Annotated in this window: 14 protein-coding genes; 5 read left to right on the top strand and 9 right to left on the bottom strand. The window is 53.9% G+C overall.

Annotation, left to right across the window (positions count from 1 at the left end; translation table 11 throughout):
• The first annotated feature begins 161 nt into the window (after nt 1-161).
• A complete protein-coding gene (locus N5098_RS04140) occupies nt 162-860 on the top strand; it encodes a TMEM165/GDT1 family protein (RefSeq protein WP_267636433.1) in 699 nt (232 codons plus the stop codon).
• Between the two features lie 280 nt (nt 861-1,140).
• Here N5098_RS04140 and N5098_RS04135 read toward each other — a convergent pair whose 3' ends face one another.
• The gene (locus tag N5098_RS04135) at nt 1,141-1,275 is read right to left on the bottom strand and encodes a hypothetical protein (protein ID WP_267636432.1); all 135 of its coding nucleotides are present in this window, start codon (nt 1,273-1,275) and stop codon (nt 1,141-1,143) included.
• 338 nt (nt 1,276-1,613) lie between these two features.
• The gene (locus N5098_RS04130; protein WP_267636431.1) at nt 1,614-2,006 is read right to left on the bottom strand and encodes an ATP-binding protein; all 393 of its coding nucleotides are present in this window, start codon (nt 2,004-2,006) and stop codon (nt 1,614-1,616) included.
• Between the two features lie 239 nt (nt 2,007-2,245).
• Between N5098_RS04130 and N5098_RS04125 the strand changes: the two genes are divergently transcribed.
• Nucleotides 2,246-3,670, top strand: coding sequence for a PAS domain-containing sensor histidine kinase (locus N5098_RS04125; protein WP_267636430.1), 1,425 nt, complete (start codon nt 2,246-2,248; stop codon nt 3,668-3,670).
• 588 nt (nt 3,671-4,258) lie between these two features.
• On the opposite strand, the gene N5098_RS04120 is transcribed toward N5098_RS04125, so the two are convergent.
• The 3 genes from N5098_RS04120 to N5098_RS04110 form a co-directional block, all read right to left on the bottom strand.
• On the bottom strand, nt 4,259-5,974 hold the full coding sequence (locus N5098_RS04120; RefSeq protein WP_267636429.1) for a sensor histidine kinase: 1,716 nt from the start codon (nt 5,972-5,974) through the stop codon (nt 4,259-4,261).
• A gap of 290 nt (nt 5,975-6,264) precedes the next feature.
• A complete protein-coding gene (locus N5098_RS04115) occupies nt 6,265-6,981 on the bottom strand; it encodes a hypothetical protein (protein WP_267636428.1) in 717 nt (238 codons plus the stop codon).
• A 482-nt stretch (nt 6,982-7,463) separates the two neighbouring features.
• Nucleotides 7,464-8,414, bottom strand: a complete 951-nt coding sequence (locus N5098_RS04110) for an acyl-CoA thioester hydrolase/BAAT C-terminal domain-containing protein (protein WP_267636427.1) — start codon at nt 8,412-8,414, stop codon at nt 7,464-7,466.
• A 142-nt stretch (nt 8,415-8,556) separates the two neighbouring features.
• Between N5098_RS04110 and N5098_RS04105 the strand changes: the two genes are divergently transcribed.
• Together N5098_RS04105 and N5098_RS04100 are read left to right on the top strand one after the other, a co-directional pair.
• The gene (locus tag N5098_RS04105; protein WP_267636426.1) at nt 8,557-8,913 is read left to right on the top strand and encodes a response regulator; all 357 of its coding nucleotides are present in this window, start codon (nt 8,557-8,559) and stop codon (nt 8,911-8,913) included.
• A 207-nt stretch (nt 8,914-9,120) separates the two neighbouring features.
• Nucleotides 9,121-9,507: a hypothetical protein gene (locus tag N5098_RS04100; RefSeq protein WP_267636424.1), complete on the top strand. Its 387-nt coding sequence runs from the start codon at nt 9,121-9,123 to the stop codon at nt 9,505-9,507.
• 337 nt (nt 9,508-9,844) lie between these two features.
• On the opposite strand, the gene N5098_RS04095 is transcribed toward N5098_RS04100, so the two are convergent.
• Nucleotides 9,845-10,096: an ATP-binding protein gene (locus N5098_RS04095; protein ID WP_267636423.1), complete on the bottom strand. Its 252-nt coding sequence runs from the start codon at nt 10,094-10,096 to the stop codon at nt 9,845-9,847.
• 72 nt (nt 10,097-10,168) lie between these two features.
• Nucleotides 10,169-10,318 carry a hypothetical protein gene (locus N5098_RS04090; protein WP_267636422.1) on the bottom strand — a complete coding sequence of 50 codons (150 nt, stop codon included), beginning with the start codon at nt 10,316-10,318 and terminating at the stop codon, nt 10,169-10,171.
• A gap of 26 nt (nt 10,319-10,344) precedes the next feature.
• Between N5098_RS04090 and N5098_RS04085 the strand changes: the two genes are divergently transcribed.
• Nucleotides 10,345-10,899 carry a GNAT family N-acetyltransferase gene (locus N5098_RS04085; protein WP_267636420.1) on the top strand — a complete coding sequence of 185 codons (555 nt, stop codon included), beginning with the start codon at nt 10,345-10,347 and terminating at the stop codon, nt 10,897-10,899.
• A gap of 126 nt (nt 10,900-11,025) precedes the next feature.
• Here N5098_RS04085 and N5098_RS04080 read toward each other — a convergent pair whose 3' ends face one another.
• Together N5098_RS04080 and N5098_RS04075 are read right to left on the bottom strand one after the other, a co-directional pair.
• Complete coding sequence (locus N5098_RS04080) at nt 11,026-13,197, bottom strand: histidine kinase N-terminal 7TM domain-containing protein (RefSeq protein ID WP_267636419.1); 2,172 nt, start codon at nt 13,195-13,197, stop codon at nt 11,026-11,028.
• 179 nt (nt 13,198-13,376) lie between these two features.
• Entirely contained in the window at nt 13,377-14,582 is a 1,206-nt protein-coding gene (locus N5098_RS04075; protein WP_267636418.1) for an FIST signal transduction protein, read from the bottom strand.
• Nucleotides 14,583-14,623 lie beyond the last annotated feature (41 nt).

Here is a 14,623-nt window from a genome sequence, read left to right as displayed (position 1 = left end):
CCGTCTAAAATTAGTTGTCGTCTCTTTTATCATCAGCGGGCAGTCTCAGAGTTGCCACAGCACCACTGCTTTGCTGTGACTTTTTGATACCAAAGGCTTTAAAGATTAGATACGTCTAAACATTGGTGTGGTCGTAGATATCTCATGCAAGGTGACCAGTGATGGCTGATATTTTAACTGTAATAGTCGTCGCCGCAGGATGGCAGCTAGCGGTATTGCCGGGAGAGAAAGTGCAACTCATCATTGCGAGTCTCTCAACACGATACCACCCGCTGCTAGTGGTATCCGCTGCCGGGACAGCATTTGCAGGCTGGACAGCCCTCGAAATATTGTTTGGGAACGCACTTCAGAACACGATTCCGGGTGTGTATCTTGACCTTATTACAGTCGTGTTGTTCGCACTGTTTGCTGTCTTGTTATGGCGGTCCATGCCCGAGCAGGGGACAGCAACGGCGACGACAGACGGCGGAGGGTTGACTGCAGCCTCAGAACTCGATGTGACACTGTTCGGTCAGAAAGTCCCGAACGTTCTCGGTGGGTTCGTCCCGATTTTTGCGATGATGGCTGCTGGAGAGTTCGGTGATAAGACACAGTTGATTACGATTACGCTCGCTGCTCAATTCGGTGCAAGCCCCGGTATCTGGATTGGCGAAATGCTGGTCATCATTCCGGTTAGTCTAGCGAACGCGTACTTTTTCTACACGTTCTCAAACAAAATTGACATACGGAAAGCCCATATGTTCGGTGCTGGACTCTTTGTCTTTTTCGCTGCCGATACACTGCTCGCTGTCGTAACTGGCTTCTCTATCTGGGAAACTGCCGTCGACCAAATTGCTGGAGCCATTACCTCGTTGTACTAAGGTAATTGAGAGGTGCGACTTGATGGCGGAACGCTCATTTGAGCACCGATTGTAGAATAAGATGGCCGATGACGAGAAAATAAGGTTCCGATGTCGCGGGGCTGGACGAGGTGACTCGTTCCTCGCGTTCGGATGACGAACCCTATGAGTGCCGAGGCCACCGATTTACTGGTACCACAGAAGCATCCTGGCTGAACATCGAGAATCGCGTCTGTTAGCCTCTGAGAGGGATAGTCATTAGTTCGAGTGCATACTGTGTCTCGCCGTCGGCAAGAATATATCAGTAACTTGCTTCTAGGCCCCCAATCCACTCCCCGGTGTCCTTGCGACTCGGGTAAATGGCCACGTAGGTAGTTTCTTCGGACAACCCGACCTCGGACTCCCATTCGGTCTGCTGTGGCTCTTTGTCACCCATCTGTATATCAAAATAGACACTTACAACGGGACGTTCCCAGGCATTGTGGATAGATACGATAGATGTGACAACTGACAGAGTTACTACAAAAAAGTAAACTCAAACAGGAGGGCATCATAGAACTATTCTCAACCGAAACGTAGTGTGTATTAAGTGGCGAGTTACCTATCAAATTAGAACGATATCCGAATTGGCATGGAGATATAAGGTGCGGTATCTTCCACGACAGCTTGGTCTGTTCGAACTCGCTGTGGTCAATCAGTACACAATATGCACGACTGTGGAGAGTGATGACTTAGTTGGAACCCGTTAGAAAATCGGTGCAACAGAGAGAAAATCTACTCATCAACGAGATTCTCGCCGGTGATTTCGAACCGAGCCCCTCCCTCGGAACCCTCGACAGTCCAGATGTTCCAGCCATGGGACTCCACAATTTGCTTGACGATAGAGAGACCGTATCCGGTTCGCTTTTGACTGTCGATGGGAGAGATGGAGCCCCTGATTATGGTATCGACGTCGACGGTATACTTGGCGTGGTTGCCCTCGCATATACCCACGACCTCGTCGACACCGTCGTCGCCGAGCATGATATTGAGGTGCCGGACGCTCCGTGTCGGGTCGGAGGCAAACTCGACGCCGTTGTCGCTTCGCTCGCCCGGACCGAGTTCCGACGCGTCGTCGCTGAACGCGTATGTCCCGGCACCCAGACAGCCATCGTCAAACCCGTCCAAGACAGTGTACTCACCTGTGAGTGTCTCTCCGGGACAGAAGACGAGACTCCCGTGCGTGCTCCTGACCTCTAAGCCCGTCCCACAGCAGGGTTGCTAGCAGCCATCGACGCGCTCTTTGGGGATGGATGTCTCCGAGGAGTCGGCACACAGCGCGTACCTGCCGCTGGCACCCATAGTCTCTCAGTATACCGAGTAATCCCCCCGGCGCTTTTTAATAACTCCCACGAGTATTCAAGTATATGACTTCACCCACGGGGGACTCGTCGTATCATGCCCACGTTGAAAAAGCACCCATCGGAATCTTCGAGGTGAACCCACGGGGTGAATACATCGATGTGAATGAAGCTGCCTGTGATATGGTCGGCTTTTCCGAGGATGAAATACTCGAAATGTCGGTCGCTGACTTGGCCCCCGAACAGGACGACCCCGAGGACATGCCTAACTTTGTTCAAGTCCGCGAAACAGGCCATATGCGGACTGAATACCAGTTACGTCACAAGGACGGCCACACAGTAGACGTAATCATCGAAGCCGTACAAATCGAAGATGGCCGACTCGTCGCCTATGTGCAAAACATTTCCAAGCAAAAAGAGTACGAAGAAGCGCTTGAGAGAACCCGCGATGAACTACGACAGGTCATCGACCTCATCCCCGATCCAATCTTCGTCAAGAGCCGGGACGACGAGGTGATTCTCTCAAATGAGGCAAACGCCGAGTTACACGGATTAACTACGGACGAAATCGAAGGTATACGAGAACGGGATATTGAGCAGGCTGTCGAGAACATTTCTGACTTCGACAAGTATCGAGAGCGGGAGAGAACGGTCATGGAGACAGGCGAGTCAACGACTTACGAAGAGGAATTGATGAGTGCCAGCGGTAAACAACACGTCTTCCGGACGACCAGAATCCCGTTCACAACGGTACAACAAAGTGAGAGTGCGGTACTTGGCTATGCCCGTGATATAACCGAGTTGAAAGAGTACGAACAAGACCTCGAAGAACAGCGCGACAACCTCGAAATGCTGAACGGAGTTCTTCGCCACGATATTCGCAACGACCTACAACTCGTCTCTTCTTATGCAGATCTACTTGTCGAAGAGTGCGAAGATGAGGGCGTGAAAGAGTACACCACCACGATACAGGACAGTGCCAACCATGCTACCGAACTCACGAGGACAGCACGGGAGATAGCCAACGTAATGCTCTCGGCCACAAAAGAAGATCAGCAGGTCGATATTCGCACTACCCTCGAAAAAGAGGTGAGCGAGGTGCAATCCTCGTATCCGAACGCCGCCGTGACCTACAATACGACGATTCCTTCTGTCACGATCAACGCCAATGACATGGTTTCCTCGGTCTTTCAGAACCTGTTGAAGAACGCGATACAGCACAACGATAAGCCGGTGGCAGAGGTGACAGTCTCGGCAACCGATCAAGACGACACAGTGACTGTTCGGGTCGCCGATAACGGCCCTGGCGTTCCCGATGACCAGAAAGACGCCATCTTCGGTAAGGGCAACCATGGCTTGGAAAGCGACGGCACAGGGCTTGGCCTCTATTTGGTCGAAACACTCGTCACAAATTACGGCGGTGAAGTGTGGGTCGAAGACAACGACCCTGAAGGCTCGGTCCTCGTCGTGGAGTTGCCCAAGACCGAGTGAGAATTAGTCGCCTGTCACGAATTGTCGACTAAGGGCATCTACAGTGAAAAAACGGTAGCTTAGTCCTTGTAAGAGTATGGGTGTGCCCCGCTCGTTCCCATCCATAGAATACACGATTCCTAGCCAATGAGAATCCCACTATCAGACACTCTACCACAAATTCCTGTTTTCAGGGCGATTTTTGATCTCGGCCCAGATTTTGAGTTGAACCGTCGTGTGGTTCCGAGTTCCCGTCCTCCCGCATTTTCTGAGATTGTATTCGGTTTGAATCGCCCGAGACAGTAGTTTTGGTGTTGAATTCGATGAAGTAACAAAAGCAGTGGAACGTTACTCAGACGTGCCAATTACCGCGGATAGCTGATCCGGGCTAAGTAGTATCAATTTATCCCAGTACATGTACATCGTCCGGGTTCGAGTGCCGAGGCCACCGATTTAGGTGCACCAGGGAACACGAAAGTCGTGTCTGCCGCCTTCTGAAAGCGTATAATTGCTCGTTCAGGCCTAACAGGGGACGCTCTGTTCAGCCAGATCTGTACAAACAGTTCAAGATGTACTCGACACCCGGGATAAAAATATAGAGATATTCAGTCAGCTGGAAATTGTGACGCCAGTAATATTGAATCGGGCACCACCATCGTCGCTTTCGGTAACACCGATATCCCCGTCGTGAGCGTCAACAATGTCCGCAACAATCGAAAGCCCAAATCCTGTCCCCTCGTCACTACTGGAGTATCCGTGATCGAAGATATCATCGCGTTTGTCTTCCGGAATACCACCGCCGTTATCTGCGACGTAAAACCCAGACACAGTGGTTCCACCAGTCTCATCAGCGTCCTCAATCAACCCGACTCGGATTTTAACCGGAGCACGATTGTGATCAACTGCGTTGCGAAAGAGATTTTCAAAGACGCGCTGGAGCCGTGCCCTGTCAGCCCTGATTGTCACAGACTCTGTCACCTGTAACTTAATGTCGACTCCGTCAGTCGTGACTGTGTCCCACCCCTTTCTGATAACGTCGGCAAGCCGAATCTGCTCGGGGTCTTCGACGGTTTCGCCAGCACGCGACAGCGTCAGGATATCTTCGATTATCATCTCCATCCGATTGAGGCTTTGCTGAGCTGATACAACGTGTTCGTCGTCCCCACCGTCGACGAGATTGAGTCGTAACTGTGCAGCATTCAATGGATTTCTGAGGTCATGACTGACTACGCCAGCGAAATCGTCGAGTTTCTCGTTTTGGCGTTCCAGTTGTTTCTCACGAGTACGGCGTTTGGTGATATCGCGTAAAAAAACGACAGTCCCAATTTTCTCGGCGTTCACAGTAACCTCTGAAATCTGGACTGAGAAATACCGTGATTCTTCGCCAACTGGCAGCATGATTTCGCGCTTTTGATCAGGCTCTAATTCATCGACTACCGCTGCAAGTTCCGTATGGAGTTCCGAGAATAACGCTCTGGTGCCCGATGCATGCAGGTCCGGAACAATCTCTGCAGCAGCAGTATTGTGATCAACAAGGCGCGAGTTATTATTCAGAACGAATATCGGATCCTTTGCCTCTTCGAGAATGATATCACGGGCAATCGGGGAAATGTGATAGAAGCCGTGCCGGAATACTACGTAGCTAACCCCGAATAAAAACACCACGACACCTAGCGAAGTGTGGTCGTACGTTTCAACGGGGACGAATCCAAATACCGAACCCAGGAACGGAACGAGTCCAAGCAGAACTGCGCCAACCAGAATCGCTACTGGTCTGCTTACCTGGCTGCGGCCACGCTCGAAGAGATGCCCCAAATAGTAGGTCCCAACAGCCATGTTACCTATGACGTATGCTATCGCAACGATCCTCGCTGGACCGACGCCGATTTCTATGTGCGTAAATGGCGTTTCGTGAGGTGTAAGCGGAGCATAGAACTCGTAAAACGGATTCGTGACCAACGTTAAAATAAGTGGAATGTATATGATGGCAGCCAGCCGAACGACTGAATTCGTGCGTATCGACCGGTACGTGTAGTCGGCGGTATAGACCACCCAAACCAATGGAATAGTCGTACCAACTATCAGAAACAGATGCTTCATGGCTAGCTGACCGGTCCGTCCGGAGAGAACGAGTTCACCTGCCGCTGTGAGTGACCAGAGAACTAGTGATATCATCAATACCCCGAACCACCGTTTCGACCGCATTTGGGTTCGTGTCAACGCAAAATAACCCAGACAAGCCGCAAGAATACCCGAAACAAGAAGTATACCCACGTATAATAGAAAGAGAGTATTTGCCACGCTGTTTCCTTGTTTTTCGTCCATTTAATAAGTTTCTGCCATGATACCAAATTTATTAACTAAAACATCAGACACTATCAAGAATTCCGTCGAACGTTCTGTACTGGTGGGCTAGCTCCTGTTCGGCCAGATCTAAAAGGATCTGCTCAGGAACCCGTCAGCAGGTCTATTGTCACTGCCACTCCCGTCGTCAGCTTTGGCAATGTGGAATGTACTGGTAAGCCATCCAAGTTCGACGACCGAGGCCACCGATTTACTCGTATGAAGCAGATCCGATTGAGAGCTGCAAGGTAGAATCCACTTGTGGCCCACATCTATCCCGAAGAAGACATAATATCCGTGAGATCCGGATGGCAGCGAAGTGAGGAAAGTTTCTCTGGGAATTCGCCTGACGGAACACCAGCGACTCGATCCCGGGTGCGTTGCCACTCTACGTGGCGACAGAGTACGTATACAGGAATCGAGTCTAATTGCAGCAGATCAGCGATTATGAATCGGTGGAATCCCTCCGTCAGCAATGGTTCGCCATCGCGGTCAATGACCACGAGCGGTTCGAGATGGTGCGCGTATGCATCCTCAAATGCGTTGTCGTCCGCCGGGTGATGGCCTTCCTTCTCATTAGGTCGATACCCCTCGGTTTTAATCGACCTATAGAGATCGTCGATGTACTCACAGCGTCTCTCTCGGAAGGCACCGAGGCTCTCGTAGCCCCGAACCTGGTTACCGGATTCGATTTGCTGTGCGGCGCGCGCATACAGTTCGGTTCTCTCCCAGGGAACACCTTTCTCGAAATGTTGCTCAAGGCTGCAATACCGTGGAGTTTCACGCAGTAGACGATGATCCCCATCAACGCCCCAGTCTCCGCCCTGAACCCGGCCGAGGCCCCAGTTGAGGCGGATCTCATTGGTGAAATACGTCACCTCTGTTAGTGGAACCTCGACGAGTCGCCATGGCTCCGCCGGCGCGGCGTACTGACGATGATTCCATTCAGCGTGCCACGCCGTGTACTGCTGGAACGTGGACAGATCCATAGTCCCGTCTCCCTTGCGCTCAATCAAAATAACTGTGATACTTTCATATTGTTTCGTTCTCAAGAGAGTTTTTTCCTCCGAAAATCCCTGCTCGAATCTTTAGGTACTTACAGCCGGCAGTATGGCTCTCGACTGACCGCTTAATTCACCACGACCTGAGGTGAGGAAGACTGGTGTTCGAAATGCACTACCTTTGATACCTGTACATCATCCGGGTTCGAGTGTCGAGGCCACCGATTTACTGATGCCAATTTCGATAACAATAAATGAACGTCACAAAACTGCGTATGCTATCTTTGTCGGGAGTTCCGTCGAGGGTCGTGCTGAGATAGATCATCAGTGCGCCCTGTCGAAAGTATAACAGAATCATCACGGCATTGAACTGCTGGAGCCACCAATACCGTCCGCTAGTGGTCGCCATATGCGACCAGCCAGTGGACTGGGTGATCAGCGCACTCATTCTGGAGACAGCAGTCAGCCAGTCAGCGGCGGCCGTGGGTGTGATGACGAGAATCTGCCTGTTCTCCGAGACCCTCTCGCAGGACTTGGAGTGTCGCCGCCCACGCCTGTGCCGACGCTCGGGCGTTCGCGGCGTGTGTCCCACCGAATCGGTGTTTCTCGTCCGGGTCGACCTCGCCGTCAAGTCGGTACGGCACCCGAATCGCGTGTCCGGCCTCTGGGAACGTCCGGTGTTGGACGGACCGGGGATGGTCGTGTCTCTGTAGTCGCTCGACGGCACGTTCGGCCAGCGCCGGTGACTGCCAGACCGCATCGGCGCCGCCAGAGACGAGCAGTACGGGGCCATCGATGTTTTCGACTGGAATCTCGGCACGTCGTCTCTGTTCTGCGCTCGCGCCGTCGAGCGCGCCAGGTCGCTCACTCGCTGCGGTTTGTTCGACAGTCTCGGCGAGACCCTCGTCGCTCGTCTCGACAAACTCGTCGACGGGGAGATACGGAACCGGGTCGCCGTTGACGGTCCACGCTGGCCCTTCCTCTTCGATACCGTCCATCCACGTCGGGGCCGGGAAGGCGATTCCACTCGGCACGTAGCCGACAACGCTGCCAACGTTGGCAGCGTGACTCCCGACCAGTAGGGCGGCCTCACCACCACGTGAGAACCCGACGACACCGACATCTTCGGAGAGGACCTGCCGACGCGAGCGAAGCCACTGGATTCCCTGCTCGAAGTACTCGAGGGGAATCTCCGCGAGTGCATCTGGTCTGTCAGCGGTGCCGAAGTACTCCAGACAGAGAGCAGTGTAGCCGTGCTGGGCGAGGAGCCTGGCGTACGCTCGTTCGTAGCCGCCGCCACCGCCGCCTCCGTGGAGCACGAGCACACCGTTGTGTGGTCCCTGTCCAACCCCGGCGTAGAGCTGTCCAGTGATGTCCGCCTGCTGTATCCGTCGCGCCGAGACAAACTGCCCGGTAGCCATACAGCCCGTTTCAGCCCCTGGCGGTTAGTCTCACTGGTCGTTTATCGTGCGCATCGGTAGCAATAATCCGTTGAGAGAGGGTCTACGAAGCGTACAGACCCAAATAACAGTACTGAGGAGAGTATCTGAGTGACATATTCGGATGGAGTTTCGGTTCACAGAACCGGCAGGGGTGTCAGTCCTACACGTCGATGACGATTCGGCACTGGTCGATGTCGCGTCGGAGTTTCTCTGCCAAGGGACAACATCTTCACCGTCAAAACTGAGACAGACCCGACAACTGTTCCCGAGCGAGTCAAAGCGGAGGCGGGTCGACTGTCTCATCAGCGATTACAATATGCCAGAAATCGGCGGACTGGAGCTAGTCGAGCGTGTCAAGACCATCGGCGACTCGTTGCCGGTCATTCTCTACACTGGTCGAGGGAGCGAAGCAGTCACAGTAGAGGCGGTCGGACGAGGCGTCGACGCGTACATTCAAAATATTCTACGAAGAGTTTGACAGCAGGACGAACCTGGCGGTGGGCAGAACTCTGGAAGAACTGGAGTTCTATGAGCTCAATGATAGTATGAAAGAGACTATCTGGAACCTCGAGTACGGTGGAGGAAGTATCATTGGTTTATGTAAAACAATGTGTTTGTGTGTCCAGTTTTCAAGAATAAATATCTGAGCGTGGTTTTAATATACATACTGCGCCAACAGTTTGCTGTGACGTCGATACACGACCTTAATCACTTAGAGTACGAAAAGTACGGTAGTGTTGGGGTGTGGACAACCGCTGACTTTGCAGCGCATTTTGAATCCGAAATAGAGCAAGGTCAGGCACATTATCGTCAGGAAGCAGGGAAAGACAGCATGAAAGCAACGGTAGTCGTCATTGAAAATGCAGAATCACTCGGAAGCAGCATCCGAGACTCTCTGGACCACATTAACGAAGAGTGGTCGAAATTAGCCGACGACGTTAATATAGAGAGACTCGCATACGTTGCTGACGGGATGATGGCAACTACCGTAGAAATGAACACTGAAGCAGATGTTGAAACAGACTCATTTGAGTCGGTCGACGAAGCGGTCGAATGGTGCCAACAAGCCTGAATTGGGTAGTACGAGCCGTTTATTTTCACACAGGGTTCAGAATACTCGTCTCAAATAATAAGTTCTTCTGGGCATAATCAGCAGGCTTACTGACCGGTTGGTTCATCGGGACCGCTTCAAAATCAATAGTTGCCGGCTGCTGTACTCGCGCTTTGCATGTTGCACGCCCGAAAGGGAAGATAATATATCCGATATGTAACCCACACCGGTATCGAATTGCCATTTTACCATTGAGATTCCAACAGTAGAAGCGACTATTGATCGATTAGTAGTGGTAAGTCACCTAGGTTCGGGTGCCGACTGGCCCGCTGCTGTCGTTAGATCAGTGGTAGCGTCATTAACCACCTTCTGTGGGAAATGTATATCTATAACCGAAGAAATCATCACGTTCGTCTTTCGGGATACCACTGCCGTTATCTACAAGATAAAACCCAGAGGCAGTGGTTCCACCAGTCTCGTCGGCGCCCTCAATCAACCCGACTCGGATATTGAGAAGAGAACAATTATCCTCAATTGCGTTGCCAAAGACATTTTTGAAGACACGCTGGAGCCATGCACTGGCAGCCGTGATTTCCACAGACTCTGTCACCTATGACTTAGTGTCTGCTCCGTCAGTCGTGACTGTGTCTCACGCCTCTCTGACAACGTTGGCAAGCATAATCTAGTTGAGGTCTTTGACGGTCTCGCTAGCACGCGACAGCGTCAGGGTATCCGCGATTAGAGACCCAATCCGGTCGCGGCTCTGCTGGACTGGTACACCGTGTTTGGCGTCCTCACCGTCAACGGGGTCAAGTCTGTGTCCACAAAACATTTTACTATCACGACAGGAGATGAACCATGCCTGGTCCAGTCTTCCTCAACGGCGAGCGTGTCACCCTCCGACCAATCGACCGAGAGGATCTTGATTTTGTGCAGCGTGTGATGAACGATCCTGCAGTGTGGCGGCCTGCACTGGATATCAATCCGATGAACGACGAGTTGTCCGAGGAGTTTTTCGAGACTGTTCTCACCACCGAAGGCGATGTCCACTGTCTGGTCTGTCACGACGACGAGCCTGTTGGCCACGTTTCGCTGACCGAGTCGCAGTACGGCCCCACGGAAACATCACGGGCCCGATCTGCCGAGTTGGCCTACTGGATTGCACCGGAACACCATGGCAATGGATACGGATCTGACGCGACCGAAACGCTGGTCGAGTACGCATTCCGTGACCGAAATCTACGACGAGTGGACGCACACGCTGGTGCGTTCAACGACGGCTCGATTGCACTGCTTGAATCTCTCGGATTCAAACACGAAGGTACCAGACGCGACGCTGCTTGGTACCGTGGCGAATACCACGATGTCGTCACGTTCGGTCTGCTTCGCTCGGAGTGGACGCCGAAAGACTAGCTCACACACCAGTCGAGTCCGTCCCTCAGGTGCGTAGCGAACAGACTCTAAACTGCCTCAACGAAGGCCAGCAGGCACTCTGTTGTTGCTTTGTAAGGATATGAGTGCCTCAACGAGGGTTGCCGGTCAGGCAGACTTCTCTTTGCTTCCGGACCCAGTGGATGATTGGGTCGGAAGCGTCAACGTGACTTGCGTACCTGCCTCGGTGTTCGCAAACTCCACAGTGGCGCCGGACCGATTGACAATCCAGGTAATCAACCACAGCCCTAGGCCGCTTCCATGGCTTAGGTCCGTTTCTTCGCCTTCATTAATCACGGAAACCTCACTCATATCGATGCCGGGGCCATCGTCGGCGATAGTTACCTTGGTAGCTGTCTTGTGGCGCGTGGCGCTGACCTCGACGTGGGGGTCGTCGTCGTTGTGGACAATGGCATTTTCTAAGAGTTGTTCAACGGCCATGTCCATCTCTTTGGTCGTTAGCACGTTGCAGTCCAGTATATCAACAGTAAGATCTGCATCTGGGTAGCGTTCTTTGATGTTTTCGACCGGGGGACGGAGTATCTCCGAGAGAGCGATTCTGGTCCGTTCGCTGTCGGTGTTGGTGACCCGCTGGGCAGTTCGCGCTTCGTCAGCGAGGTGGATCACATCTATGGCGTTTTGTTTTATTCGTTGGGCAATCTCGGCCTCGCTGCCCGCCAGTCGGCTCTCCAGAATCTCGGCGTTGCCGCTGATGACGTTGAGGTCGTTGCGAATGTTGTGCCGGAGGACCCGGGTAAGGATCTGGTTGAGCAGGTCCAGTTCTTGCTTGCGTTCCACGTGGGTGGTTACGTCCCTGATAACGCCGACCGACCCAAAGGTCATATTGGTATCACCGACGTCGTCCTCAATGAGGCGGGTATTGACCTCGTAGTGGAGAGTCTCCCCATCCGGGCCAGTCCGTTCCATCTTGTACTGCTGGGCGTCCGCTCCGGTCAACGCCATGTGGGTAATAGACTCCATGATTATGCTGAGACTCTCCGGGTCGAGGAAGTTACCCACGTGTTCGCCAACCAGTTTCTCTCGGGGGGAGTCCAGAAAGTCGACCATCGCATCGTTTAGTAGTTCGATGTGACCGTCCTCGTCGAGGACAAAGATAGGGTCGCCAGCAGTTTCGACGACGGTTTCGTACTGCTGTAGCCGCCGTTCGCGCCTTCGGCGCGTCGTGATGTCACGGACGACGACGAGTCTCCCGACCCGTTCTCGACTTTCAGTGCGGTTGGTCCAGGAGCCGGGTCGGTCAGTTTCGATTGCGGAGACACTAAGCGCGAAGTGCCGCTGTTGTCCATCTTTCGTGACGGTGAACTCGTCGGACCAGATGGCCTCGTCCCCAGCGGCAGGAACCGACGGGGCCGCCTCGATATCGTCGCTTGCGGGTGCCCGTTCGATTGCCGCACGCAGTTCAGGCTTGTCAGCCAACGCCGCATCGATGTCCTGTCCGACCGCAGACGCCGAAAGGTCGAAGAAGGTTGTTGCCCGGGGATTCAGATCGACAATCCGATCCGCAGTGTCAAGGGCGACGATGGCGTCGTCCATGTTTTCGAGCAACGTCTTCTGCTGGATCGGGACGATCTTGAGGAAGTCAGCGTAGAACACGGCATAAAAGAGCACGCCCGTGCCGATAGTGAGACCGAGGACACCCAAGTCTAGGCCGGGGGCCGGGACAACGTCAGACACCTCAACAAGCGCAAAGAGCATCGGAATCAGCCCGCCACCCATGACGACCCGTGTCTGCCTGTGGTGGATCCCTTTTCCTGTCAGGGGGTCAACGGCGAGCAAGCCAACGCCAGCCAAAAATATGCTAAAGGTAACCAACATGAACACCCAGTACAGCGGCCCAGCGACCGGTTCGGCGATCCCACTCTCTGGAATCCTCGTCGCCGCGTCAATGAACTGATGATGGAGTGGATTACTCGCCAGCGCGACCACGTTCAGGAGCCAGATAGTGGCGAACGCGGTCAGGACGGGTCGGCGAAAGAGGCGGTTTCTGCCCTTGTGGGCGGCGGCCAGAAAGAACCAACCAATGGAGCTAAAGAGAGTGAATGGATAGACGGCGAACCCGAAGATGTAGGTCAATTCCGGATCGGCGACGGCGGAACTCACCCCAGCGGACAGCGCCCATCCGGTGGAACCGAGAGCCATCGCGACAAAGGCAACACTGACCCGCTGCCGTCGCTGGCGAAGGGCTTGCACGCCGAGTGCGAGTACGATCCCCGCCGTGAGGAACTGGAGCAGACTCGCGACCGGATACGTCTTGACCATTGTATTCACCTACGATGAGTCCTGTACCAGGGACACATATTGATACCAAGCCATGAACCGTCCATCGTATGTTTGCAGGCTATAGAACTGTTTGAAGCTTGTGTATTTCAGTGTGAACGAAGCCGAGATCCGGCCTAGCAGATGCGTCTGTCGACCGCTTACTGGGTTCCGGGGGGATTTCAGGCCGGAAACAACAGTATCGACGTCGTCGTGTTATGGTATCCGGTTGCCGCCTCGGACGGCATCGAAATCTCACCGTAGGTCTCAAAGCCAGCCAGCGGGGACTCAAGTTCGCTCGCAATCGCGTCGACGGCGGTCCCGAATTCATCCTCAAGGATTAACCCGCGACAGACACAGTCGAAGACGAGTGCGCCCGCGACGTCCTCGCCCTCGAAATGCGCCAGAGACGCCTGGGCGGCCTCGCGGGCAGAATTGATTTGCTCGTCTTTCGGGCTGTGCATGACCCGAACCTCTGAGCCTTCGGGAACGCCAGTCGCAAACGTCAACGGTCCGTCGGTCGAGTTGGTCATCCCCGGCCACCTGATCTTGTAGCCGCCATCTTTCGTTTTGAGTCCGAGTTCAAACTGGGTGAGCAGGATGGCAAAACGATCATCGCTCGGGTCGAGATCGTCGACATCGATGGCGTATGTGTCCCGCGCCGTTTTCGCGACTTCTCTCTGCCAGACCTCGAATGCGGGTTCGCCATCGAGTTCGTGAACAACGTTGGCGTCGGCACGGGTGACTTCGTAGGTGTCCGACAGCGTCGTATGGCCGTGCTTTGCCGCGAGTCCGAAGGGTTCCTCAGCAGCTAAGAGAGCGATTGCTACTCCGTCACTAGAAGCACCCGAGTCCGTGAAGACGGTCGTTTCAGCCAGATTGAGGTCGTCGCCGGCAGAACCACCGACGAGCGGGACACCACCGAGCAACTGCCGCGTCAACAGCGCGATCTCCTCGCCTTTGCCAGTGAGGCCATCGTGAAATGTAATCGCTGCGACGTGTTCGCCGTCCATATCGCCAACGGCTGGGAGGTTGTTCACCGTTGCCTGGACGGTACCGAAGACGTCCTCGGAAACGCCGTCAGCGACGGCACTCGCGACTGACAGTCTCTCGGAGACAATCAACGCGATGACAAGCCCACCTTCGGTGACCCCCTCGTCGGTAAACTCTCCTGCAGTGGTCGAGCCAATCAGTGGGACCGATGGCAGTCTCGTCCCGAGTACATCGATTACCTCCGGAATATCGTACGACGGCGAAGTCATTACGACCCCCAAGGCGACGTCTTCGATGTTATCACCCTCGGCGAGGGCCGCCTCGGCCGCTTCATGGACTGCATCACTCGTGTTTGACGCCGATGATGCTCCGCGGCGGAAACGAGTTGTGCTCATGTGAATAGTTTTTTCGGATTTGTCTTAATTATACCGCTGAC

Origin of the sequence: Halovenus rubra (assembly GCF_026586665.1) — an archaeon.
GTDB lineage: Archaea > Halobacteriota > Halobacteria > Halobacteriales > Haloarculaceae > Halovenus > Halovenus rubra.
Note: the sequence above shows the minus strand (reverse complement) of the source record. Positions and strands in the feature narration are given on the sequence as shown.